This window comes from Bifidobacterium [indicum] DSM 20214 = LMG 11587 (assembly GCF_000706765.1).
Taxonomy (GTDB): Bacteria; Actinomycetota; Actinomycetes; order Actinomycetales; family Bifidobacteriaceae; genus Bombiscardovia; species Bombiscardovia coryneformis.
This window is the reverse complement of the sequence record NZ_CP006018.1, coordinates 1,182,576-1,204,707: the sequence shown is the minus strand read 5'-3', so window position 1 is coordinate 1,204,707 and position 22,132 is coordinate 1,182,576. Positions and strand designations below refer to the sequence as shown.

General features: G+C 60.8%; 28 protein-coding genes and 1 tRNA gene. 25 read left to right on the top strand and 4 right to left on the bottom strand.

The window, feature by feature from the left end; genetic code table 11:
* Positions 1-232: 232 nt before the first annotated feature.
* From BINDI_RS04745 to BINDI_RS07680, 16 genes are all read left to right on the top strand, one after another.
* Positions 233-1,069 (top strand): PD-(D/E)XK nuclease family protein, encoded by an 837-nt coding sequence (locus BINDI_RS04745; RefSeq protein ID WP_033490440.1) that lies wholly within the window; start codon positions 233-235, stop codon positions 1,067-1,069.
* Positions 1,066-1,740 (top strand): hypothetical protein, encoded by a 675-nt coding sequence (locus tag BINDI_RS04740; protein WP_033490437.1) that lies wholly within the window; start codon positions 1,066-1,068, stop codon positions 1,738-1,740. The genes BINDI_RS04745 and BINDI_RS04740 overlap by 4 nt, the downstream gene beginning before the upstream one ends.
* A 144-nt stretch (positions 1,741-1,884) precedes the next feature.
* A complete protein-coding gene (locus BINDI_RS04735) occupies positions 1,885-2,166 on the top strand; it encodes a hypothetical protein (RefSeq protein ID WP_033490435.1) in 282 nt (93 codons plus the stop codon).
* Positions 2,167-2,376: 210 nt separating this feature from the next.
* On the top strand, positions 2,377-2,931 hold the full coding sequence (gene ssb, locus BINDI_RS04730) for a single-stranded DNA-binding protein (RefSeq protein WP_033490434.1): 555 nt from the start codon (positions 2,377-2,379) through the stop codon (positions 2,929-2,931).
* Positions 2,932-3,214: 283 nt separating this feature from the next.
* Positions 3,215-3,385 carry a hypothetical protein gene (locus tag BINDI_RS07525; protein WP_158332600.1) on the top strand — a complete coding sequence of 57 codons (171 nt, stop codon included), beginning with the start codon at positions 3,215-3,217 and terminating at the stop codon, positions 3,383-3,385.
* Positions 3,386-3,495: 110 nt separating this feature from the next.
* Positions 3,496-4,611 (top strand): DNA cytosine methyltransferase, encoded by a 1,116-nt coding sequence (locus BINDI_RS04720; RefSeq protein WP_052108816.1) that lies wholly within the window; start codon positions 3,496-3,498, stop codon positions 4,609-4,611.
* Positions 4,612-4,940: 329 nt separating this feature from the next.
* Entirely contained in the window at positions 4,941-5,801 is an 861-nt protein-coding gene (locus BINDI_RS07170; RefSeq protein ID WP_052108814.1) for a hypothetical protein, read from the top strand.
* The gene (locus tag BINDI_RS04710; RefSeq protein ID WP_052108813.1) at positions 5,795-6,301 is read left to right on the top strand and encodes a hypothetical protein; all 507 of its coding nucleotides are present in this window, start codon (positions 5,795-5,797) and stop codon (positions 6,299-6,301) included. Before BINDI_RS07170 ends, BINDI_RS04710 begins: the two co-directional genes overlap by 7 nt.
* Positions 6,302-6,422: 121 nt before the next feature.
* Positions 6,423-6,587 (top strand): hypothetical protein, encoded by a 165-nt coding sequence (locus BINDI_RS07520; RefSeq protein WP_158332599.1) that lies wholly within the window; start codon positions 6,423-6,425, stop codon positions 6,585-6,587.
* A complete protein-coding gene (locus tag BINDI_RS04700) occupies positions 6,584-7,342 on the top strand; it encodes a hypothetical protein (RefSeq protein WP_033490426.1) in 759 nt (252 codons plus the stop codon). The genes BINDI_RS07520 and BINDI_RS04700 overlap by 4 nt, the downstream gene beginning before the upstream one ends.
* A gap of 543 nt (positions 7,343-7,885) precedes the next feature.
* Entirely contained in the window at positions 7,886-8,026 is a 141-nt protein-coding gene (locus tag BINDI_RS07515) for a hypothetical protein (RefSeq protein WP_158332598.1), read from the top strand.
* 74 nt (positions 8,027-8,100) lie between these two features.
* Positions 8,101-8,418 (top strand): hypothetical protein, encoded by a 318-nt coding sequence (locus tag BINDI_RS04695; protein ID WP_148301984.1) that lies wholly within the window; start codon positions 8,101-8,103, stop codon positions 8,416-8,418.
* A 70-nt stretch (positions 8,419-8,488) separates the two neighbouring features.
* A complete protein-coding gene (locus BINDI_RS07510) occupies positions 8,489-8,650 on the top strand; it encodes a hypothetical protein (RefSeq protein WP_156149488.1) in 162 nt (53 codons plus the stop codon).
* 69 nt (positions 8,651-8,719) lie between these two features.
* Entirely contained in the window at positions 8,720-9,688 is a 969-nt protein-coding gene (locus BINDI_RS07315) for a peptidoglycan recognition protein family protein (RefSeq protein WP_081830798.1), read from the top strand.
* 16 nt (positions 9,689-9,704) lie between these two features.
* The gene (locus tag BINDI_RS04685) at positions 9,705-9,989 is read left to right on the top strand and encodes a holin (protein ID WP_202805343.1); all 285 of its coding nucleotides are present in this window, start codon (positions 9,705-9,707) and stop codon (positions 9,987-9,989) included.
* Between the two features lie 61 nt (positions 9,990-10,050).
* A complete protein-coding gene (locus BINDI_RS07680; protein ID WP_237742929.1) occupies positions 10,051-10,737 on the top strand; it encodes an endolysin-like domain-containing protein in 687 nt (228 codons plus the stop codon).
* Positions 10,738-10,855: 118 nt separating this feature from the next.
* Here BINDI_RS07680 and BINDI_RS04675 read toward each other — a convergent pair whose 3' ends face one another.
* Positions 10,856-11,272: a hypothetical protein gene (locus tag BINDI_RS04675; protein WP_052108810.1), complete on the bottom strand. Its 417-nt coding sequence runs from the start codon at positions 11,270-11,272 to the stop codon at positions 10,856-10,858.
* A gap of 47 nt (positions 11,273-11,319) precedes the next feature.
* Here BINDI_RS04675 and BINDI_RS04670 point away from each other — a divergent pair, with 47 nt between their 5' ends.
* Together BINDI_RS04670 and BINDI_RS07165 are read left to right on the top strand one after the other, a co-directional pair.
* A complete protein-coding gene (locus tag BINDI_RS04670; RefSeq protein ID WP_237742928.1) occupies positions 11,320-11,586 on the top strand; it encodes a holin in 267 nt (88 codons plus the stop codon).
* A 556-nt stretch (positions 11,587-12,142) separates the two neighbouring features.
* Positions 12,143-12,664 carry a hypothetical protein gene (locus BINDI_RS07165; RefSeq protein WP_052108808.1) on the top strand — a complete coding sequence of 174 codons (522 nt, stop codon included), beginning with the start codon at positions 12,143-12,145 and terminating at the stop codon, positions 12,662-12,664.
* Positions 12,665-13,326: 662 nt separating this feature from the next.
* Here BINDI_RS07165 and BINDI_RS04660 read toward each other — a convergent pair.
* From BINDI_RS04660 to BINDI_RS04650, 3 genes are all read right to left on the bottom strand, one after another.
* Positions 13,327-13,402 (bottom strand) — tRNA-His (locus BINDI_RS04660).
* 159 nt (positions 13,403-13,561) lie between these two features.
* Positions 13,562-14,074 (bottom strand): DNA-deoxyinosine glycosylase, encoded by a 513-nt coding sequence (locus BINDI_RS04655; protein ID WP_052108806.1) that lies wholly within the window; start codon positions 14,072-14,074, stop codon positions 13,562-13,564.
* A 164-nt stretch (positions 14,075-14,238) separates the two neighbouring features.
* Complete coding sequence (locus BINDI_RS04650) at positions 14,239-15,237, bottom strand: YwiC-like family protein (protein ID WP_158332597.1); 999 nt, start codon at positions 15,235-15,237, stop codon at positions 14,239-14,241.
* 125 nt (positions 15,238-15,362) lie between these two features.
* On the opposite strand from BINDI_RS04650, the gene BINDI_RS04645 reads away from it, so the two are divergent.
* The 7 genes from BINDI_RS04645 (at position 15,363) to nusB (ending at position 22,002) form a co-directional block, all read left to right on the top strand.
* The gene (locus tag BINDI_RS04645) at positions 15,363-15,716 is read left to right on the top strand and encodes a DUF488 domain-containing protein (protein WP_033490418.1); all 354 of its coding nucleotides are present in this window, start codon (positions 15,363-15,365) and stop codon (positions 15,714-15,716) included.
* 344 nt (positions 15,717-16,060) lie between these two features.
* The gene (gene rpsL / locus BINDI_RS04640; protein ID WP_033490416.1) at positions 16,061-16,432 is read left to right on the top strand and encodes a 30S ribosomal protein S12; all 372 of its coding nucleotides are present in this window, start codon (positions 16,061-16,063) and stop codon (positions 16,430-16,432) included.
* Between the two features lie 3 nt (positions 16,433-16,435).
* Positions 16,436-16,906: a 30S ribosomal protein S7 gene (gene rpsG, locus BINDI_RS04635; RefSeq protein WP_033490414.1), complete on the top strand. Its 471-nt coding sequence runs from the start codon at positions 16,436-16,438 to the stop codon at positions 16,904-16,906.
* A gap of 26 nt (positions 16,907-16,932) precedes the next feature.
* The gene (gene fusA, locus BINDI_RS04630) at positions 16,933-19,059 is read left to right on the top strand and encodes an elongation factor G (RefSeq protein WP_033490412.1); all 2,127 of its coding nucleotides are present in this window, start codon (positions 16,933-16,935) and stop codon (positions 19,057-19,059) included.
* Positions 19,060-19,250: 191 nt separating this feature from the next.
* Positions 19,251-20,450, top strand: a complete 1,200-nt coding sequence (gene tuf, locus BINDI_RS04625) for an elongation factor Tu (RefSeq protein ID WP_033490410.1) — start codon at positions 19,251-19,253, stop codon at positions 20,448-20,450.
* A 279-nt stretch (positions 20,451-20,729) separates the two neighbouring features.
* The gene (efp, locus tag BINDI_RS04620) at positions 20,730-21,293 is read left to right on the top strand and encodes an elongation factor P (RefSeq protein ID WP_033490946.1); all 564 of its coding nucleotides are present in this window, start codon (positions 20,730-20,732) and stop codon (positions 21,291-21,293) included.
* Between the two features lie 13 nt (positions 21,294-21,306).
* The gene (gene nusB, locus BINDI_RS07785) at positions 21,307-22,002 is read left to right on the top strand and encodes a transcription antitermination factor NusB (protein ID WP_081830796.1); all 696 of its coding nucleotides are present in this window, start codon (positions 21,307-21,309) and stop codon (positions 22,000-22,002) included.
* The last annotated feature ends 130 nt before the right edge of the window (positions 22,003-22,132 follow it).

Below are 22,132 nucleotides of genomic sequence, written 5' to 3'. Positions count from 1 at the left end.
CGCGAATAGTCGCGTGAATGCTGTCAATGCTGTGAATGCCGGTCGTCGTCATCGTCACCGCACGTTGAGGAGCAGGCGCAAGTCAAGGGAATCAAACAAAACAATCGTGAAGGAAACAGGAAATGAGTGTTCTATTTGACCGCTTGGACCCGGGGGAAATAACGGGCATGCATGTTCGCGCCAGGTTTGACAGCGACACCGTGATTGAAGGCCGAATTGAAGGGGGCAACTGATGGGGTTTGAGATTAAGGAGATGGCGGATCGGGAGTACTTCGCTGACCCGGCGTTGGATCAGTCTGCGTTGAAGCGGTTCATGGTGTCGCCGTTGTCGTATGTGGATTATCTCGATCATGGTCTGGATGTGTCCGGTGATGCTCTGGATTTTGGCAAGGCGGCGCATGCGCTGGTGCTGGGCACTGGTGCGGAGGTCGTCGACAGGCCGAATCTGCGTACGAAGGCGGGCAAGGCCCTGATGGAGGAGCTGCGCGCTTCGGACGCGGTGGTTGTCTCCTCCGGTGACAGGGAGCGTCTGCGGAAGATGGGGGCTGTTTCGGCCCCGTATTTCAGGTCGCTTCCCGGCAGGCCGGAGATGGTGGTGGTCGCGGACGACCCGGGGAGTGGGCTGCGGTTGAAGGGCAAGTTCGACTGGCTGCCTGACGGTCCGGACGAGGACGGGGTGCTGCGTATCCGTGATTACAAGACTACGAGCGCGGACCCGAGGGAGTTCCCCGGCGAGGCGGCCCGTTTCGGCTACCACATCCAGGCGGCCTTCTACATGATGCTGTACCGGCTGACCGGTTTCCAGGGCCTGCTCGGGTTCGAGTTCGTGGTGCAGGAGAAGAAGCGTCCTTACGACTACATGGTGTGGCGGATGGACGAGGATGGCCCGGAGACCGTGCTGGCCGGTGAGCGTATCGCGCAGGCGTTGGATGAGCTGGCCGGGTTCAGGCGTGACAGTCCGGACGACTGGAAGCGGCGCATGGGGGAGTACGGGCTGGACAAGACTCCCCGCACGATGGGGTTCCCCGGCTGGCGGATCGACAGAGAGTACGAGGAGATGGAAGTATGAGCGGTCAGGAAAACAAGACAAAGCAGGAGCAGGCTGAGCAGGAGCTGACGGTGTGGGAGCGCCTGCAGAAGGCGCGCATGGAGATGAAACCGGAGCAGTCCGGCCGGCTGATCATCAGCGGTAACCGGGTCAGGTACTCGACGATCGACGACCTGTACAAGGCTGTCACCGATGCCCTGGCAAAGCAGGACCTGTGGTTGTCCACGCACCTGGCGGACAAGGCGGTGCGCGTCCGGGTCGTGGACGTGAAGACGGGCCAGGCCGAGGATCTGCTCGACTACCCGTGCGTGCTGACGGGGAAGGATGTGAAGAAGGACGCGGGCACATGGACCAGCTGCAAGCGGTACGCGATCACGAGCGCCTTCAACCTGTCTTCGGGCGACGAGGGCGGCTCCGAACAGGCGGCCGCAAGGGAGGCGGAGCGCCAGCAGCGGGGGTTTGTGAGCAGGCAACGGTTCGCTTCCGCCTCGGATTCGTCCCTGACGCGCATCCGTGCGGCCCTGGCGGCGGCGGGGGTGAGTGTACCCGCCGAGCAGAGGGAGACGGTGAGCCGCCTGATCGGCAGGCAGATCACCGGCAACCTGGGCTCCGCGAACCTGACGCCCGCCGAGGCGGACAGGATACTTGATGAACTCGGCAAGGTGGGTGATTCCGATGATGCCTCTCGTTGATTTCCTCTGGCTGTGCGCCGCCGGTTTCTGCGGCGCGGTGTGCGTGTTCGCTTCCTGCTGGACGCTCGCACACCCTCAGCTTGGTCTGCTTGACCTGGCCGCCCTGGCAGGGTTCGGCTGGTGCATGGAAAGGGGTGAGCGCTCATGAGCAAGCGCAAGGTGCATGGCTATACGGTGCACGTCCCCGAGGACGGGTGGCGGTTCGACTGCGGTGTGCCCAACAGCATCAGATTCATCTCCATCTACAGGGACGGGCACGTAATCGACGGCACCCGTTTTCGCTCCGAGTTGCACCAGCTGGTGTGCGGAGTCGACGACGCGGAAACCGCTTTCGACCTGGGAGTCGTCAAGTACGGCTGGCAGAGGGGAGATGTGTTGGACCGGCTCTACTGCTACCCGGAGCATCGAGAGGATGCCGACTCATGACGCTATCAACCAGGGCCGGCTGTCCTTGTTCGACTTGTTCCCGGCTCACCCAGGGCGAGTGCTGCAAGTGCTGGTCTCCGTCGTGTGCCAAGACCATCTGGCATGGCTATACATGCAACTGGGAAGCCGAGCGTTCACATCCTGTCACTCGCCGTTACCGGAGCGAGGACAACCCGATTGTAATCGACGACTTCAAGAAGGAGACCTGACGTGGCCGGAGAAGCCATCATTACCATCATCGGCAACCTGACGGCGGCCCCTAAGATTCGGTCGACGTCGAACGGGGGCAGAGTGGCGAACGTCACCATCGCCTCCACGCCCAGGCAGTTCAACAGGACATCGGGTCAGTGGGAGGACGGGGATGCTCTGTTCATGCGTTGCTCGGCATGGGATACGCAGCACCAGCCCCTGGCCTCGAACATGCAGGCGAGCCTGACCAAGGGCATGAGGGTGATTGCCCAGGGCCGTCTGGTGCAGCGCTCCTACCAGGACCGCAATGGCAACAACCGTATGTTCGTGGAGCTGTGCCTGGACGAGATTGGCCCGGCCCTGACTCGGAGCACCGCCCAGGTGACTCGGAACAATAATAGTGGCGGCAATTCGGGCGGCGGTGCTGGGTTCGGTGAGCAGTTCGCGTGGGGTGGGGGAGCGTCCCCGATTCCCGCGTCATCGGCCTCGTGCGCACCGGGACCGGCAGGTGGACAAACAGGTGCGCCGGAACAGGACCCGTGGGTAGGGGGCGGCAATGACGAACCTGAGTTTTGACCCGTTCGCCGGGGTTGAAACGCCGCCCGAGCCTGACCGCGTGTGCCCCGAGTGCGGTGGCGCGGTCGGCATGGTGGGCCGCTGCTTGGGTTGCGGGTGGCCGTCCTGGGAGGCGTACGCATAAGCAGACGGAAGAAAGGACAAGGGTACGAGGTTCGAGGCCGCCGTCTTGCGGTACCTGCGTGACCGTATAAGCGACCCCGAGGGCATGATCCGCCGGAAGACCCTACACGGGAACACCGATGAGGGCGACATCAAAAGCCACGGGGAGTCTGGTTCTGGCATGCAAGAACGCCAACAGGTTCTCGCTCTCGGACTGGCTGGGTCAAGCTCTGCAGGAGGCGGCGAACGCGGGGTCGACTACGGGATGGTGGTCTTCCACCGTCTTGGCAGGGGCGAGGCGAACATGGACCAGTACGTGCCGATGGACTGGATACGCTCGCCCGCATCGTAGGAGCGGAGGACGTGAACAAGGAAAGGGAAGAACATGAGTGAACCGCACATCTTCGCAAGCTGTGTGCATAAGCGGGGCGGTCTCGGGCCGGGGGCAGTCGAGTGAGGTATGTGAGCCTGTTCAGCGGCATCGAGGCGGCGAGCGTGGCGTGGGGGCCGTTGGGTTGGGTCCCGGTGTCGTTCAGTGAGATCGACCCGTTCCCTTCGGCGGTGCTGGCCCGCCGGTTCCCGGACGTGCCGAACCTTGGGGACATCACGAAGATCGATTGGAGCAAGCATGGAGAGTGTGTATCAGCCGACCTTGTGGTCGGGGGAAGCCCCTGCCAGTCCTTCAGCGTCGCAGGGACCCGAACCGGTCTCGACGGTGCCTCCGGACTCATGTGGGAGTATGTTCGGGCGGTACGTGAGCTCCGTCCTCGCTGGGTCGTCTGGGAGAACGTCCCGGGAGCGCTCAGCAGTTCGGGCGGGCGTGATTTCGGATGCCTGCTCGGCGCGTTGGATGACCTCGGGTACGGTCTGGCATGGCGGGTACTGGACGCGCAGTTCTTCGGAGTGGCCCAGCGCCGCCGCCGTCTGTTCCTTGTCGGCAGTCTTGGAGACCAGCGTGCCGCAGAGGTACTTTTTGAGCCCGAAGGCCTGCGCTGGGATCATCCGTCGATCCGCGAAAAGAGGCAAATCCTTGCCGGACCGGCTCAAGGACGCACTGGAGGCGCAGATGATGGTGCCAGCTGCCTGACCCCGTGGGACGTCCAGTCGCGCAGTATCCACGACTGCGACCACGCCTGGCCTGCGCTTTACGCAGAAGAGGGTGGCGGCCACGGATGCACCTCCGTGCCCTACGCGAGCGGTAAGGCAAACTCCACGACGCTAGGCGAGGAAGAGAGCCCGACACCCAAGATCGACCATAACCCCGCCGTGTTGTGCGCCACGGACAGCGGTTCCAATTCGTCCATCGCCGAGGACCTCGCCCCCACGTTGACAGCTCATGAGGGCAAGGCCGCCAGTTATGTGACCGGCCCCTGCCCCATACGTCGTCTCACCCCCACCGAATGCGAACGCCTCCAGGGTTTCCCGGACGGATGGGCCGACATCCCGTACAGGGGGGCGAGCCACGCGCCTGACAGCCCCCGCTACAAAGCCCTTGGCAACAGCATGGCGGTGCCTGTCATGAAGTGGATCGGACAACGCGTACAACACGTCGAGGGTGCTTTCCATGGCGTGGCTTGACAGGGGGAACACTGATGGTCACTTGCCGATTGCGCCAAATCGACCCCAAGCACCACCAGCCGAGGACAAGCGCGAGCTGCACCCTCTCTAGGGGCTAGGGTCCTGTTTCCCGGGTGCGTGCGTCGCATCGAGGCTCCCGGGGACTGACGGCTCGGGATGCTGACCATGCTCGGCTATGCGGGACGAAGCGGGGCCGACGTCATGCTGGTATGCCGGTGCGATTGCGGGCAGGTCGGCACCAAGGCCGGGCGGAACCTGACGGGCGGACAGTTCAAGTCATGCGGATGCCAATGAGGCAGTAAAGAAAGGAAAAAGAAAGGAGGGCTGTCATGGCCGGTAGACGCGGTTACGCGAAGTTGAAAAACGACTTCTACCTGAACGGGAAGGTCAAGGAGCTACGTGTCGTCTGCCCATCTGCAGTAGGGGCGTTCGTGTTCGCCATCGCCTACTGCTCGGACAATCTGACGGACGGTCGCATTTCCGATCGTGACCTTCGCTATGTGCTCGGGGTCACCGATGAGGAGATCAACGCGCTGTGCAAGGTCGAGCTGTTGGAGCCGGACGGCAACAGCGGGTATGTGATCCATGACTACACGGAGCACAACAGCAGGCGTGACCAGGTGGAGAAAAGCAGGGAAAGGAACGCAGAAAACTACCGAAAGCGCAGATTCAACAGAGATTCAACAGCGACTCATCGTGATGAATCCGAGTTGAACCGGACTAAACACAAAAACACCAGAACACAAGAACATTTACCCGACGGTAAATCCCCCAACCCCCCAACGGGGGCCGACGCCGACCGGCAGCCCGTCAGGGAGCCGTCGTCGGATGAGACGGCCCAGTTCCGACAGTTCTGGTCGCTCTACCCGAACCACGACTACCCCGATGCCGCCGTCCGCGAGTTCAAACGCGTCCTGCGCCGGACCGGAACGGAACGCGTGAACCTCGTCGCCCTGCTTCAGGGAGCCCAGATGCTCCGGGACGAACAACGGGACCCCCGGTACATTCCCGCCGCATCCAAATGGCTCCACGATGGCGGCTGGAAGAACAAGCCCAAACCGCGGGCCAGGCAGCCGGACCGGCAGGCGAGCAGGGCTCAGCAGAACCAGGATGCGAACGCCGCCCTCATAGCCCGGTATGCGCAGGAGGAAATTCCGCAGATCCAGAGAAAGGAGATACCCGCATGTTAACCCTCGCCGAAAGCACCCTCGTGCTTGCCAAGATACGGGCGCACCACGGCAACGCACCCATCACCGACCTGGAGGCGCGCACCTTTCATGAGGAGCTTCGGGCCGAAGCGAACCTGGCCGACGCGATGGAATCCGTCAGACGTTTCTACGCGAACAACGAGACGGGCCGGTGGATGCTCAGCGGGGACGTCAACGCAGGCATCCGCCGCATCCAAGGCCCGCGAATCCCCGATGCGGTACGAATCCATGAGCTCATGGAGCAGGACGGCATCGGCATCAGCAGTCCCCGGTCAATCCCATACAGGCGGACCCTTATAGCCCAGACTCGCCAGGGGGCCCCAATCCAGGAGGCTCGCGTCAAGGCCATGAAAGCCGCCCAGCTTGTCATTGAACCGCCCAAGCCAGAACCAAAACCCCGCCTAACGGGCCACTTTATCGGCGGTGGGGTTGAGCGGCTTGGTGCCGAAGACCTCAGCAGCATGATAGGAGGCACAAAGTGAGCAACCATACGAACCGCAAAAAGAACCCTCTGAGTGTCCGGCAAAACCCGGGTGCGGGTGGGACGAGGAACGGACGAGTAAGGGATGTAAAAGCATGTACGGGGACTATCCGGGAGGAAGTTTGAGCTACGCATCCGATCAAACCAAATCCCTGGCCGGTATCCACGAAACGGCCTCCGACCATGGCATCACCCGCAGGTACAGGTACAGGCAAGCCGTCATCAATGCCATGCACGTCACCATCTCCTGGGAGTCGAACATCAAGAAGGAAGGACCCAAATTTTGACCAGAAACCAATGCCCGATATGCGAGGGACTGCCGCGCGGACCCCTGTGCAAAGCCCACCGGCAGGAACTTGCCAAGACAATCCATGATCTCAGGCTCGGCATGTACGAGCTGAAGCGTATGGAACGTCGCGAGGTGCGCCATAAGCCGCACGGTGAGAGAGCCGTCAGGTCCGTGTTCTCACCAACCCTCATAGACATGACCGCCGCCAGCCTGTACGACTATGCGGAGGAAATCATCCAGGACGTGGCAGGCGACATCGGCCTATGGGCCGGCGAGGCCCTGCAGCTCCTCACCAAGCTGGCCGGCAGGATGGGCAGGCTGGCGAACGCGCCTAACAGCGGACGTGACTACCGCGACCTCACTCGCACCAACCGGAAGGTCCAACTGCATATAACACCGCCGGAGGAGCGCATCATCCACGGACACTGCCTCAGCCCTACCTGTGGGGCCGAGCTGTCCGGACTGCCCGACGACACCATGTCCACCTGCAGCAAGTGCGGAAACGCGTGGATGGTGGCCGAAGTCAGACGGGTACGCCGTGAGCGTATGGAGGGACAGTACATCATCGGGCAACCCAAGGTGGCCGCCCAGTGGGTCTGCCGGGAGACAGGGTTGGAGATCAAAAGGGGCGACGTGAGCAATTGGCGGAGTAGGGGACTGCTTCATCCTGTGGAGACCGAAACCAGGGGCGTATGGCAGTGGGCAAAACCTGAGCTGCTGGAGTGCGCAGAGGGAATGCGCCTGGCGACTTGACAAACTGTCGTTTGAGTGCGATAGTTAAATATAGTTGATTTAACTGTAAGGGTCGGGCGATTGTGTCCGGCCTTTACTTTTGTCTCCTTGCGCCTGGGATTCCGGTATCCGAGCGGCTATCTTTGTGATGAAGTAACGTGCCTCACCCCTCCCTTTTTATCATGAGCAGCACCTCTTCAAACCGGTTACAAAGGGCTATTACTGTTGGAGTCAACCAATCGCTCGAGTGCCCCAAGGATCATCGCGAGGTTGTCGTCGCCCGTTTGCCCCACTGGAAGCAAGACGCGAGCATCAAGCTGTGCAAAGCCCATGACGACCCAGAAACCGGGCCAGCAGGACAGCCTATGTACGACTGCCTGGCCACATCATTCCGCTATGGGTACATCCCCTGGGTCCCCACGCTGTTCGAACTCCTGAATAACGGCTGGCGGCTGAGCGACACCGAATGCCAGCCAGCCTCATAAAACTTGCCCGCAGGCTTTCCTACCTTTCCCCTGTGGGCATCATTCTTGCCCGGCCGTGCCACAATTCCAATACTCGGACGTGAGCCGGGCAACTTCAACCGCGCGGGCCCTCATGGATGAGCTGCGTGAACAGACCACCAGGAACGCAACCAGTCAGGATGTCGTCGATGAAACCTGGTCGCCCATCGCCGCCGTCGTGGATGACTCCTGCTTCGGCTGATACGCGGAGGTGCACGACCTGGACAATACGACCGCCAACTTCTTCAGCGGCCAGATGTTCTGGGCGGAGGCACGATGAACGAAATGCTGATTGATCTGGTGGAGAACCTGGTGTTTCCCATGCTGATACCCGTCCTGACCGGTGTCTGCGGCTGGTTGCTGAACGGGCACCGCAAGGAGGAGGAGCGGGACCGCGCAGTGGAGGCCGGGTTGCGCACCCTCTTGCGTGCCGAACTGCTGGAGATCCATGCCAGGTATGTTTCCTTGGGCAGTATCCCGCTGGCGGCCATGGAGGAGGTGGAGCGCATCTACCAGGCGTACCACAGCCTGGGCGGCAATGGGACGGGCACGAAGATCTATGAGGAGATTAAGGTCCTGTCAACCGTGGGCTGACCAGTCCCTTCCTCCATGCATGCCACTCCGTCCGGGTGGCTTTTCTTTTATCCCTTTGAGAGGAGGTCGTATGCGGCTGCCGAGATTGAAGACCGTCGCTCTATTCTGCCTGACCTTGCTGGCCGTGGTCGCGGTCGGTGCGGTGGTGGTGGCGGCGGTCAGGCTGACGTTGTCGTGGTGTGTGGGACGGCTCCTGGCGTTCTGCCTGGCGCTCATGTTGCTTACCGCCTGACCGCGTTCACGCGGTTCCGTTTTGTTCGTGCCGCCCGCCTGGGTGGCGTTTTCCTGCGAGGAGGTATCCATGTCCTACCAGGACATTACCCAGTACAATGCCGCCTGCTTCACGCCCGGCAGGCCGTATGGCATCACATCCATCACTATTCACTGGTGGGGCGACCCGAGCGACGGCCCCACTTTCGATGGCGTCATCCACACATTCACGTCCGGTGCGCGCGGCACGTCCGCCCACTATGTGGTCGAGGACGGGCGTGTGGCCTGTCTCGTTGCCCCGGGTGACCGCGCCTGGGCGTGCGGGGACGGCGTGGGCGTCGGGTCGGGCGGCAACGACACGAGCATCTCGATAGAGTGCAACCCCCGCCAGAGCGACGGGGACTACCGGACGGTCGCCGAACTGGTGCGGGACCTGCGCGCCGTGTACGGGGACCTGCCCCTGTACCCGCACAGCCGCTGGTTCAACACCCGGTGCCCCGGTACCTATGACCTGTCCAGGATCGACCGGATCGCCCGGGGCCTGCCCGACACCGGACATACGCCCCCCGCCCTTATGGGCACGTCCAAGGTCCGGCCCGGCCTCGCCGCCCATGTTCACTACCGGCTGCATCGGCAGGGCGGCGACTGGCTCGACGAGGTGACCGACTACGGGCCGGGCGACGAGGGGTTCGCTGGCCTGCCCTGCTCTGCCCACGACCTGCTGACCGTGCGCGTGGATGAGGGCAACCTGCGCTACCGGGTCCACATGCTGGGCGGCGACTGGCTCGACTGGGTGGACCGCTCCGACATCAACGACACCGTGAACGGGTGCGCGGGGGTGTCGGGACAGGTGATTGACGCAGTGCAGCTGCACTACACGACACCGGCAGGGCGCACCCTCGCCCAGGCCTGGTACCGCAGTCAGACCGCCGCCCGCCAGGGATGGCTGCCCACTGTCTGTGACGACGGCACCAGCTATGGCGGGGATACCTTCGCGGGCATGTTCGGCGAACCTCTGGACCGCCTCCAGATCGCCATCAGTGACGGCAACCCCTTCTGACTGAGAGGAGATACTCATGACCGACCCTGAGACCATGCCCCGGCACGCCACTCCTTGCCCGCCCCGGTCGCAGTCAGGCCTCGCCAACTGGGCCAAGGCCGCCGCCGTACGCGCGGTCAAGACCGCAGCCCAGGCGGCCTTGGCGGCTGTACCCGCCAGCGCCGCGACCATCGGCACGGTGGACTGGCCCCTGGTGGCCGGCACCGCTGCCCTGTCCGCGATGATGAGTCTTTTGACCAGCATCGCCGGCCTACCCGAGGTGGACTCCGGGGCCAGCGTCCGGCAGATGGCCGGCAAATAGATTGTGCCCCCGGCCGTCCGGCCGGGGGCGGAAACAATAGGAGGATAAATGAAATCAATGAATGGAGGTGATCCTGGTGGCAAGTGTCTCAAAATTCATTGAGCGCATGAGATATTGGTGCGTGCAGGCCAACATGGGCTATTCGCAGTCCGACCGGTGGCATTTCGATCCCGCCGCCGGTAACTGTGACTGCTCTAGCCTGGTGATTCACTGTCTACGCGAGGCCGGTTTCGACACCGGTTCAGCCAATACGACCAGGGATTTGAGTGCTAACCTCACCGCTCGCGGCTGGGCGAGGGTATCAAACGACGGGAACCCCTATCCGGGTGACATCCTGCTCAACGATGCCAACCATGTGGCCGTGTACATCGGCGGGGGCCTAATCGCGCAGGCTTCCGTCAGCGAGACCGGCGGTATCGCCGGTGCCCCCGGCGACCAGACCGGTGGTGAAACCAATGTGAATAACTACTATAACTTCCCGTGGAACTGCTACCTGCGGTGGACGGGGGACAACGATTTGCAAGGAGAAATTGATATGCCAGTGAAGACTGATCCGATCAACTGGGACGGCATGAACACGACCGTGGAGTACGCTCTGCAGGACATCAAGCACAAACTGGATGCCTTGGGCAATGCCCAGAACATCAGCGATAAGATCTGGTTCGGGCCCGGCAACGGTGTCCTTGAGGAGACCCCGCTGTATGCGCTGCGGGATATTCGAAACAGCGTCAATTCCAAACTCAAGTAGCCTGACTCTCCCGGCGTTCTGTTACACGATGGGGGTCGGGTAGCTGTACGTGCACCCTCGCTCCGGGAGACCGGAGCGAGGGTGTTTTCTGCGTTTAAGAAAGGCTGGAATAGGGTAATCAGCGTTTAATGGGGGCCTGCTTGATGGTCAGTCTGCCTTCCAGGAGCAGCTTGTGCAGTAGGTTCCTGCCGTGATCTTCATTGTCAAGGGTGGTACCGTAAGCGGTGATGAGACGATTGACCTTCTCGAACATTTCCTCCTGCACGGCCTTTTCTTGAAGCGTTGTATTCGGACGGCTCTTGTTGTAATAGAAGATTAGACGCGTATTGCTCTCGTAGAGGTTCACCTCGTCGAATATGGCCTGGAAATACGAGTAGTCGGCATCGCCCAGCGAATGTCCGTAGAACTTGATCATCTGTGTCGCACTGTCCGGGGACCCGGGGATGAACGAGACCACACAAGCCACCACCCTGGCACCTGCGGACCTGGCCCAGGCCCTGCCCGGCAATGCCGGACAGACCGGGCCGGCGACCATGACCCCCCCCCCTCAGCCAGGCGGAGCTCGCCAGACTGATGGACACCATGTCCCAGCAAGCCGCTCCGAGCCCGTCCCGGTCGATGTCGGGCATCGTCGAATGGTCCAAGGCCGCCACCGTACGCGCGGCCAAGACCGCAGCCCAGGCCGCCGTGGCGGCTGTGCCCGTCAGTGCCGCGACCATCGGCACGGTGGATTGGCCCCTGGTGTCAGGAACCGCCGCCCTGGCCGCGGTCATGAGCCTTTTGACCAGCATCGCAGGCCTACCCGAGGTGGACTCAGGGGCCAGCATCAAGCAGCTCGCAGGCAAGTAGCCCAAGCAATCACAAGCGCCCTCGCCGCCGGAAGCCCGGGAGCGAGGGCGCTTTCTGTGTTTCAGGTAGGCTTTACCCCATCAACTGGGTGTTTACAAATGTACGGCGTGTCTGCTGTAATATGTGACTATGACTCGACGGGAAGCACATGAGCGTCACGAATCGGGCTTCAAACCTGCTCCGGAAGACCAATGCGAGACCAAACGCTGGTACAGCAAAGTGAATGACGTCTATGGGCACCCATTAAATGCCCTGCGAATCTACAAAACCTGGAAGTGTGGTCCAGTTCTGCAGAAATTCTATACTGGCGTTTCCTTGTTGAGCGATGATGATGTTGAGTCTGGGTGGAGTGCAGCCGAAGTGGATTGCAATCATAGTGTGTGCCATATGCACCCCACGGGGCACAAGCCGCCGAGCGGGGAAAAGCGGCGGTACATTGAGATAATGCGATTGGGCTGTTGCGAAGACGTCAAGAAGGCAAGAGCGAAGACACAGCTCATTTTTTGCGGAATTGAGCCAGCGCTTGGATTTGCAAGGAAAGAAGGAGGGGGTTGGGATGAAGAACGAGTTGCGGAAATCGCAGTCAGGGCAATTATTCGATCGGGCAGCTAGGCTGTGTGTTTTCCAATCGACAGTCAGCGAAAGCATCAGTGACGGCTATTTGGACAATATGCTCACTGTCAGGGATGACAACGGAGACTATCCCATCGTCTGTGCCTTGGGTGAGGAACCCCTGGGCCTGCTAATTGAGCGGTGCGACGCGATAGGTGGCGATGCGAACGTCTTCGTGCACGGGGCCAAGGGAGTCAGTTTTCTTTCCTCTAGAAGTGGAAGCTCCCAACTTCCCGATGCCAAGATAGTGGATCTTGCCGATCCTGAGGAATGGCAGAACGGCGATGCGGCTATCGATTTATTCCTTGAGTACCTGGCTCTGAGCGAAAGCAAGATTGCCGAGGTACCGGGTAGTCTTCCCTGCACCCTTGATCTGTACAACGAAGAGATACAGTTAGGGCCGGGTGAGGAGAATGAAAAACTGACCAAGAAGTTGGGAAAGATGGAAGCCCTCATCGGTGCCTAGTTCACTCGTGCACGTTTCGGGTCCGCCTTACAGCCTATGAAGGTTAAAGGCAAATAACCGCTACTTGGCACATGCCCCTCGTTCCGGGAGACCGGAGCGGGGGGGCGTTTTCTGCGTTCTGTAATTCAGCATCGACACCGGGATAGTGCGTGTAAAATAGAAACCGATTGTCCCCCGCCCTGCCTCTCGGACACAAGTCCTGAATCCCACTCGGCGGGGCCTTTCATGCCTAAGCCAAGAGAGCGATGCCGTGACGCAATCGCCATATCGTCCAGGTATGGTTTATTTCCCCGATGACGTTTCGCGGATACCCGACACCACTCCGACTACATCCCCGCTCCTCCCGACCGGAGAGAACGACTCCCGGTCCTCCTGCACAAGCACCTCTACCAGAGCATCGACCAGGAACACCAGCCGGGACTGACCAGACAGGAACGCGAACGCCTGGCCCGACTGCACCGGCAGGTGGAGAGGGATATCGTCTCCATCAGGTACGGGGCCAGGGAGAGCGAGGTTCGGGACCTGGAGCGCAAGTATGGAACACCTCGTTGAATTTCGTTTTGCCGATTATGGGTCACACATGGGTCACACATTTGATTGTCAGGCTCGGAATCTACATATAGTAAAACCCCTGCTTCCCTGTTGGGAGTAGGGGTTTGAGGTGGGGTGGCTAACGCGGCTCGAACGCGCGACCTCCTGAACCACAATCAGGTGCTCTACCGACTGAGCTATAGCCACCATGGAACGAACACGTCACACGAGTCCGTACAACAAACGATAACTATACACGATATCCGGATTTGGCACGCCGGGATTCCAATCTATGTTCAGGCATCCAGAGAGGGAAACGGACGATGTTATGAATTGCCGCTGTAATCATAGTGATTCGGATCAATCTCAAGCCTCTAAGGCAGCTTTTATCGGGACGTAATCCGCAATAAGGTCGTCCAGGCTTTTGGCTGCGTTGGCTGGGCTGGTCGAGGGAAGATTCACCATGGGTATATCGAGCCCGATGGCATCGAGAGCGGGTTGGCAGTAGCGGGTGTAGAGCTGCCCCGCCTTCCGTCCTGTGGTGAATACAGTACGGATGGGGGCCGCAGTCAGGATGCTGCTGATATCAGTGGGGATGACGTTGGTGATGCTGGCGTCGCTGGCTCCATGGATGTCACATTCCTGGATGACGTCCCAGAGGGCTATATGATGCTCGAGCGTAAACCGCCGGCGTACGTCGGGGTCCGGTTCAGGTACAGGGCTGTCGAAGAGGGCGGCCAGTACCGGCCAGAAACGGTTGCGTGGGAACATGTAGTAAAAGCCGGCCTTGCGGGACATGAGGCTGGGCATGGAACCGAGAATCAGTACCTGAGACCGTGAATCCCACACCGGGCCGAAACCATGGGTCACATGTTGCATCGATGCCGCCTCATGATGGGCGGTCGATGATGAACCCTGTTTGCGGTGTGTTTGCCGTGAAGGAGCCATACAACAGTTCTACCCTCGCATGAGTATTTCGCCGGGGTAGGGGGCGCGCGTCAAGGAAAAGTGGCACCACGGTGGGATGGGATGCCACCCTGGTATTAAAGGAACAGCCCCATTCCTTGAAGGGTGGATGTGATTGGCCCGGCAGTTCCGATGGTCACCAGGAAGACCACGAGACTGGCGATGCTCTCGACCATGCCTACCTGCTTGATGGGGATACGGTGCCTCCTGGCGATTGCAGGCAGTGCCGCGGCGCGAATCACCAGGATGAGCGCCGCGAATAGGGGCCAGAATCCGACTTCCGGCAGGACTAGCGCGGCACCGATTGTCAGCATCAGATTCCATACCACGGAGGCCACCGTGCACCATAGGTGCTTGCGCTCGCGAACCAGGGACTTCACATAAAGCACCGATCCGAACTCGGTATAGGCGAAGATAAGCGTAGCCACCAGACCAACCGGGGGAAATGCCTGTGCGGGGAAGAGTCCTTCGCTGAAGCAGTTGACGGCTGGATTCGGTGGGCAGCCGAAGTATACGTCAGGGGAGTGGGTCGCCTGTGACTGGGGGCCGGACCCGAGCGAGTAGGCAATCAGGCATAGTGTGCAGGCGGCGATGATGGACACCAGGTTGTTCCACCATGACCGCTCCACACGTCTCCAGGCGGCCAGGAAGGTCAGGGCCGCCAGGACCATATATAAAGGAACCCATCGCAAAAGACCGGGTGTGGTAACCAGCAGGGCAAGGCCGAAAACGGCGGTCACGGCTGCATAGGCGGCAACGGGAGGCAGGAAGCGCTTGGACATACGGGAGGTCAGCCACCGTGCGGTGGTGAATTCCGTGCAATAGCAGAGGACCCATGCAAGAAGCAGGAGGAGGTTACGCCAGGAGACGCCTCCCATGAGTGTTCCTGCCAGTGGCGGCATAAGAGCCATGGCCCAGGCACCAGGCTGGTTCGGAATCCACCGGCGGAGCGTATTCGAACGGGTGCCGCTTGGTTTCCGGTCGGACTGTGGGGGCTTGGCAATCGTAGTCCCTCCAACGGCACTCGCATGACTACTGTTGTCGCTTGCAGTGTCTTTTCCCGGTCCCTGGCTCATGGTCTCCACCATATGCCTTCGCGGGATTCCGAACAAGGAAAAGCCTCGCGAAACGCTTCCTTACGAGCCGACTGCCACCTAGTCTGGAATCGTCATCAACCAGTCGATTCGGGAGGTGCACAGTAATGGGCGAGGTAAGAATCAAGCGGGTCTACGAGGATGCGGACAAGGAGGATGGGGTCAGGATTCTGGTGGACCGTCTCTGGCCGCGAGGGGTCAGCAAAGAAGCCGCGGCCCTGGACGGCTGGCTCAAGGATGTGGCACCGAGCCCTGGCCTGCGCACATGGTGGAAGCATGATCCGAAGCGATTCCGGGAGTTCGCCGACCGATACCGTTCCGAGTTGGATGGGAATCCGGCAGTTGCCGACCTTCTGGCCATTGTCAGAGGGAATGACCGTACTTCACTGATTTATGCCGCCAAAGACCCTCTGGTCAACCATGCTTTGGTTCTGCGTGACTATCTCACCGGGATTCTATAGGACAAAGGGTTACCTAGGTCGTCCTGTATGTTTGACCGATACCATGCCGATTCAAGAGACAGCCGCGTAAACCGGCCGGGGACAAGGGGAGCGGGATTGTCCCACGTGATGGTATACTGATAACTTGTGTGTGCCGGCAGCATGCCTTATGTCACAGGTGTGTGGGCCGGGATATCCCCAAGTCCGTGGATTGCAGGCAGTAATGTCCTGCAGGAGGGCAAGGGGCCATCGGGCCGGTGGACAGTGGCTGATTTCTCCCGTCTGTTCGGGTGACTGTGGCTGCAGTGCGGCGGCCTCACAGAGGAACGAACAAGAGTGACACCTACTGAATCGGAGAGAATCAGTTGCCAACAATTGAACAGCTCGTCCGCAAAGGACGGAAGGCCAAGCCTCGCAAGTCGAAGACCTTGGCACTGAAGGGCAGCCCGCTGCGTCGTGGCGTCTGCACCCGTGTGTACACCACCACCCCCAAGAAGCCGAATTCGGCACTGCGTAAGGTGGCCCGTGTCCGCCTGAGCTCTGGTGTTGAGGTCAGCGCCTACATTCCTGGTGAGGGTCACAACCTTCAGGAGCACTCCATCGTGCTGGTGCGCGGCGGTCGTGTGAAGGATCTGCCCGGCGTGCGCTACCACATCGTGCGCGGTGCGCTGGATACCCAGGGAGTCAAGGATCGCAAGCAGGGACGTTCCCTGTACGGAGCAAAGAAGGCCAAGTAAACCATGTCACGTAAAGGACCAGCCAAAAAGCATCAGCTCCTGCCCGATCCCATCTACGGTTCGACCGTGGTGGCCCAGCTGATCAACAAGATTCTGCTTGACGGCAAGAAGTCCATCGCCGAGGACATCGTCTACACGGCGCTGGAGCAGGTCAAGGAAAAGACCGACCAGGAGCCTGTGGCGGTGCTCAAGCGCGCCCTGGACAACATCCGTCCCAGCCTGGAGGTTCGTAGCCGTCGTGTCGGTGGCGCCACCTACCAGGTCCCCGTTGAGGTCAAGCCCAACCGTGCGAACACGCTCTCCCTGCGCTGGCTGACCGATTACAGCCGGGCCCGTCGTGAGAAGACCATGTCCGAGCGTCTTGCCAACGAGATTCTCGATGCTTCCAACGGTCTGGGCGCAGCGGTCAAGCGTCGCGAGGACACCCACAAGATGGCCGAGGCCAACAAGGCCTTCGCCCACTATCGCTGGTAATCAGAAGAGAGCGAGAACACAGGATTATGGCACAAGACGTGCTCACGGACCTGACCAAGGTCCGCAACATCGGCATCATGGCCCACATCGATGCCGGCAAGACAACGACGACGGAGCGCATCCTCTACTACACCGGCGTCAACTACAAGATCGGTGAGACCCACGACGGCGCCTCCACCATGGACTGGATGGACCAGGAGAAGGAACGTGGCATCACGATCACCTCCGCCGCCATCACGGCCTTCTGGAACCGCCAGTCGCACGACACCAAGGACACCTTCCAGATCAACATCATCGATACCCCCGGCCACGTGGACTTCACGGCCGAGGTGGAGCGCTCCCTGCGCGTCCTCGATGGTGCCGTCGCCGTCTTCGATGGCAAGGAGGGCGTCGAGCCCCAGTCCGAGACGGTCTGGCGTCAGGCCGACAAGTACGGCGTGCCCCGCATCTGCTTCATCAACAAGATGGACAAGCTGGGTGCCGACTTCTACTACTCGGTCGACACCATCAAGGACAAGCTGGGTGTCAAGCCCCTCGTCATGCAGCTCCCGATCGGTGCCGAAAACGATTTCCACGGCGTGGTCGACCTGATTCGCATGGTCGCCTACTACTGGAAGGACGAGGCCGATCTGGGTGCCAAGTACGACACCATCGACATCCCCGACGATCTCAAGGACAAGGCCGAGCAGTACCGGACCGAGCTCATTGAGGCCGTCGCCGAGTCCGACGAGGCGCTCCTGGAGAAGTACCTGGGTGGCGAAGAGATCTCCGAGGAGGAGATTCGCAAGGCCGTTCGTAAGATGACGATCGACCAGACCGCCTTCCCGGTCTTCTGCGGCTCCGCCTTCAAGGACAAGGGTGTGCAGCCCATGCTGGATGCCGTTGTCGACTTCCTGCCCAGCCCCGAGGACATTCCCGCCATCAAGGGCTACAAGGTTGGCGACGAGTCTGTTGAGATGGACCGCAAGCCCAGCGTGAACGAGCCCTTCTCGGCTCTGGCCTTCAAGGTTGCGACCCACCCCTTCTACGGCAAGCTGATCTATGTCCGGGTCTACTCCGGCAGGATCGCCCAGGGTGACACCATCCTGGATTCCACCAAGGGCAAGAAGGAACGCGTCGGCAAGCTCTTCCAGATGCACTCCAACAAGGAGAATCCGGTCGACGAAGCCATCGCCGGCAACATCTACGCCTTCGTCGGTCTCAAGAGCGTCACCACCGGTGACACCCTGTGCGACGAGAAGGAGCCGGTGGTGCTGGAGTCCATGACCTTCCCCGATCCCGTGATCGAGGTGGCCGTGGAGCCCAAGACCAAGGCCGACCAGGAGAAGATGGGCGTCGCCCTCCAGAAGCTCTCCGAGGAGGATCCCACCTTCCAGGTGAAGACCGATGAGGAGTCGGGCCAGACCCTGATTTCCGGCATGGGCGAGCTCCAGCTCGACATCCTGGTTGACCGCATGCGTCGTGAGTTCCATGTGGAGTGCAACGTGGGCAAGCCCCAGGTCGCCTACCGTGAGACCATCCGCAAGCCCGTCATGAACCAGGAGTACACCCACAAGAAGCAGACCGGTGGTTCCGGTCAGTTCGCAAAGGTGCTCATGAACTTCGAGCCCCTGGACACCACCGAGGGCGAGACCTACGTCTTCGACAACAAGGTCACCGGCGGCCACATCACCAAGGAGTTCATCCCCTCGGTCGATGCTGGCGTGCAGGAGGCCATGGAGTCGGGCGTTCTGGCAGGCTTCCCGGTTGTGGGCGTCAAGGCGACCCTGACCGATGGTCAGATCCACGAGGTCGACTCCTCGGAGATGGCCTTCAAGATCGCCGGATCCATGTGCTTCAAGGAGGCCGCTCCCAAGGCCAAGCCCGTGATCCTCGAACCCATCATGGCTGTCGAGGTCCGTACTCCCGAGGAGTACATGGGCGACGTCATGGGCGACATCAACTCCCGCCGTGGCTCCATCCAGTCCATGACCGACGCCACCGGCGTCAAGGTCATCGACGCCAAGGTGCCCCTGTCGGAGATGTTCGGGTACATCGGCGATCTCAGGTCCAAGACCCAGGGACGCGCCATGTTCACCATGCAGATGGACTCCTATGCTGAGGTCCCCAAGGCCGTCAGCGACGAGATCATCAAGGCCCAGCGCGGCGAGTGATTCGTCAGGTCCGCCGACACGGCGGACCGCACCGTCAGGCGTTTTCTGTCACCAGTCAGCGCTACACTCTTGTAGCGCTGACTGGGCGGAGGGCATAACTGGCAAAGAACCCAATTACCCAGTAATATGTAGCGAGTGCTCTGTGCGTGGTTCGTGCAGGCAAACTACGAACGTCCAGGAGGACAAACACAATGGCAAAGGAAAAGTACGAGCGGACTAAGCCGCACGTTAACATCGGCACCATCGGCCACGTCGATCACGGTAAGACCACCCTGACCGCGGCCATCTCCAAGGTGCTGCACGAGGAGTTCCCTGATGTGAACCCCGAGTACGATTTCGCCGCAATCGATGCTGCTCCGGAGGAGAAGGAGCGCGGCATCACCATCAACATTGCGCACATCGAGTACCAGACCGAGAAGCGTCACTATGCCCACGTCGACTGCCCCGGCCACGCTGACTTCGTCAAGAACATGATCACCGGTGCCGCCCAGATGGATGGCGCCATCCTCGTGGTCGCCGCCACCGACGGCCCCATGGCACAGACCCGTGAGCACGTTCTGCTGGCCCGCCAGGTCGGCGTGCCGAAGATCCTGGTTGCACTGAACAAGTGCGACATGGTCGAGGACGACGAGCTGATCGAGCTGGTCGAGGAAGAGGTCCGCGACCTGCTCGACGAGAACGGCTTCGATCGTGATTGCCCCGTCATCCGCACCTCCGCCTACGGCGCTCTGCACGATGATGCTCCCGATCACGACAAGTGGGTTCAGACCGTCAAGGATCTGATGGATGCCGTCGACGACTACATCCCCACCCCTGTCCACGACCTGGACAAGCCCTTCCTGATGCCCGTCGAGGATGTCTTCACCATCTCCGGCCGCGGCACCGTGGTGACCGGTCGTGTCGAGCGCGGCAAGCTGCCCGTGAACTCCACCGTGGAGATCGTAGGCATCCGCGACACCCAGTCCACCACCGTCACCTCCATCGAGACCTTCCACAAGCAGATGGATGAGGCCGAGGCTGGCGACAACACCGGTCTGCTCCTGCGCGGCATCGGTCGCGAGGACGTCGAGCGTGGTCAGGTTCTGGCCGCCCCCGGCAGCGTGACCCCTCACCACAAGTTCGAGGGCGAGGTCTACGTGCTGACCAAGGACGAGGGTGGACGCCACTCGCCGTTCTTCTCCAACTACCGTCCTCAGTTCTACTTCCGCACCACCGACGTGACGGGTGTCATCACCCTGCCCGATGGTGTCGAGATGGTCCAGCCCGGCGATCACGCCACCTTCACCGTCGAGCTGATTCAGCCCGTCGCCATGGAGGAGGGTCTGACCTTCGCTGTTCGTGAAGGCGGCCACACCGTTGGTTCAGGTCGAGTGACCAAGATCATCGACTAGTAGCTGTACTCGGGCGGGATTGATTCCCATCCGAAACTGAAGGGTCCGGCGCGCTTCGGCGTTCCGGACCCTTTGCCTTGCTTGGCCGGTCGTACAGGACTGCCGATAGGGGAGATTGCCCCGAAGGTTCGTGTGTTCATGCACCGTGGCATAATAGGCGAGGATTCAACGCGAGCAGGTCATCCCCATGGGAGGGCCGTTTGGGAGCTGGAGGAACGGGCCGAGCGTCGGCCCTTGCGGATTCCCGCCCCAGTCATTCATGAGATAGGTGGTATCAAGGTGGCACAGACTTCAAACGACATCAAGAACGGATCGGTCATCAACCTGGACGGCAAGCTCTGGACCGTCATCAAGTTCCAGCATGTCAAGCCCGGCAAGGGGCCGGCCTTCGTCCGCACGACCATCAAGGATGTTCTTTCGGGCAAGATCGTCGACCGTACCTTCAATGCCGGTATGAAGATGGAATTCGAGACGGTGGACAACAGGACCATGCAGTTCTCCTACCGTGATGGAGACGCTTTCGTCTTCATGGATATGAACACCTACGATCAGGTCAACATCCCCGCCAGCCTGGTCGGGGACCAGGAGAACTACCTGCTTGAGGGCACGGACTGCATCATCAGCTTCCATGACGGGAACCCCCTTTCCGTGGAATTGCCGGCCTCCGTGGTCCTGACCGTGACCGAGACGGAGCCCGGTGTGCAGGGCAACCGCTCCAATGCCGGTACCAAGCCCGCCACGGTCGAGACCGGAGCCGAAATCCAGGTTCCCCTCTTCGTCGGGCAGGGTGAGAAGGTCAAGGTGGATACCCGCGACGGTTCCTACCTGGGCCGCGAGAACTGAGCCGTACGAATAGATGGCACGTTCCACAGCCCGTAAGCGGGCGCTGAACACCCTGTACGAAGCGGATGAGAAGGGACAGGACATCCTGTCCCTGCTCGATGAGCGCATAGCCCATCCAGGGGCCCAGACACCCCTGCCCGACTACGCCATCCAGATTGTCCGCGGCGTTGCCGAGCACAAGAGGAGTATCGACGCCACCCTCGATCGCCACTCGACCAGGTGGCCCCTGGGCCGGATGCATGTCATCGACAGGAATCTCCTGCGTATCGCGGCCTGGGAGATGCTCTACAACCCTGAGGTGCCCGACAAGGTGGCGATAGACGAGGCGCTTTCCCTGGCGAAGAGTCTGTCGGACTCTGATGCCCCATCCTTCATACATGGCCTGCTCAGCGCGGTTCAGCAGGAAAAGGATGAGGAATCCGAGCATGAGGAAGCCGAGACGGTCCGTCGTCAGGAGGCTTCCAGGATTGCCGACCTGGCACTTGCCGAGGCCGACAAGGCAGAACAGGAAATCTCCGGGATAGATGCCGAAGACACCCATGAGTCCGAACATCAGATTGATGGTTCGGCGGGTAAGGGTGATGGCTTCGATCCAGATGTTACGACGAACGAGGACGAGAACAATGGTCTTCAGGGTGAGGAAGTTTCCCTTGCCGATCTGACTTTGACCATGCCGGAAGAACTATATGGTGAGTCTTCCGACCAATAGACCATCGTGATGTGACATGGCTCGCCGATACTGAACGTGCGGTGGCCTGGCGGATACAGCCGGGCCACCGCACGTTCCTGTTTGTATGACCTCTCTGCCGTCGTCCGTTTCGGCCCATCGGACCGTGAGG

Excerpts from the sequence above, each read along its gene's own strand:
- BINDI_RS04675 (WP_052108810.1), bottom strand. The coding sequence starts at position 11,272 with ATGGTCGCCGGCCCGGTCTGTCCGGCATTGCCGGGCAGGGCCTGGGCC.
- BINDI_RS04740 (WP_033490437.1), top strand. The coding sequence starts at position 1,066 with ATGAGCGGTCAGGAAAACAAGACAAAGCAGGAGCAGGCTGAGCAGGAG.
- tuf (WP_033490410.1), top strand. The coding sequence starts at position 19,251 with ATGGCAAAGGAAAAGTACGAGCGGACTAAGCCGCACGTTAACATCGGC.
- BINDI_RS07165 (WP_052108808.1), top strand. The coding sequence starts at position 12,143 with ATGAAGAACGAGTTGCGGAAATCGCAGTCAGGGCAATTATTCGATCGG.
- BINDI_RS07680 (WP_237742929.1), top strand. The coding sequence starts at position 10,051 with ATGGAGGTGATCCTGGTGGCAAGTGTCTCAAAATTCATTGAGCGCATG.
- BINDI_RS07525 (WP_158332600.1), top strand. The coding sequence starts at position 3,215 with ATGCAAGAACGCCAACAGGTTCTCGCTCTCGGACTGGCTGGGTCAAGC.
- BINDI_RS04685 (WP_202805343.1), top strand. The coding sequence starts at position 9,705 with ATGACCGACCCTGAGACCATGCCCCGGCACGCCACTCCTTGCCCGCCC.
- BINDI_RS07510 (WP_156149488.1), top strand. The coding sequence starts at position 8,489 with ATGCGGCTGCCGAGATTGAAGACCGTCGCTCTATTCTGCCTGACCTTG.
- BINDI_RS04655 (WP_052108806.1), bottom strand. The coding sequence starts at position 14,074 with ATGCAACATGTGACCCATGGTTTCGGCCCGGTGTGGGATTCACGGTCT.
- rpsG (WP_033490414.1), top strand. The coding sequence starts at position 16,436 with ATGTCACGTAAAGGACCAGCCAAAAAGCATCAGCTCCTGCCCGATCCC.
- BINDI_RS04735 (WP_033490435.1), top strand. The coding sequence starts at position 1,885 with ATGAGCAAGCGCAAGGTGCATGGCTATACGGTGCACGTCCCCGAGGAC.
- fusA (WP_033490412.1), top strand. The coding sequence starts at position 16,933 with ATGGCACAAGACGTGCTCACGGACCTGACCAAGGTCCGCAACATCGGC.
- BINDI_RS04670 (WP_237742928.1), top strand. The coding sequence starts at position 11,320 with ATGTCCCAGCAAGCCGCTCCGAGCCCGTCCCGGTCGATGTCGGGCATC.
- BINDI_RS07315 (WP_081830798.1), top strand. The coding sequence starts at position 8,720 with ATGTCCTACCAGGACATTACCCAGTACAATGCCGCCTGCTTCACGCCC.
- BINDI_RS04650 (WP_158332597.1), bottom strand. The coding sequence starts at position 15,237 with ATGAGCCAGGGACCGGGAAAAGACACTGCAAGCGACAACAGTAGTCAT.
- BINDI_RS04645 (WP_033490418.1), top strand. The coding sequence starts at position 15,363 with ATGGGCGAGGTAAGAATCAAGCGGGTCTACGAGGATGCGGACAAGGAG.
- BINDI_RS04745 (WP_033490440.1), top strand. The coding sequence starts at position 233 with ATGGGGTTTGAGATTAAGGAGATGGCGGATCGGGAGTACTTCGCTGAC.
- BINDI_RS04710 (WP_052108813.1), top strand. The coding sequence starts at position 5,795 with ATGTTAACCCTCGCCGAAAGCACCCTCGTGCTTGCCAAGATACGGGCG.
- nusB (WP_081830796.1), top strand. The coding sequence starts at position 21,307 with ATGGCACGTTCCACAGCCCGTAAGCGGGCGCTGAACACCCTGTACGAA.
- BINDI_RS04695 (WP_148301984.1), top strand. The coding sequence starts at position 8,101 with ATGAACGAAATGCTGATTGATCTGGTGGAGAACCTGGTGTTTCCCATG.
- BINDI_RS07170 (WP_052108814.1), top strand. The coding sequence starts at position 4,941 with ATGGCCGGTAGACGCGGTTACGCGAAGTTGAAAAACGACTTCTACCTG.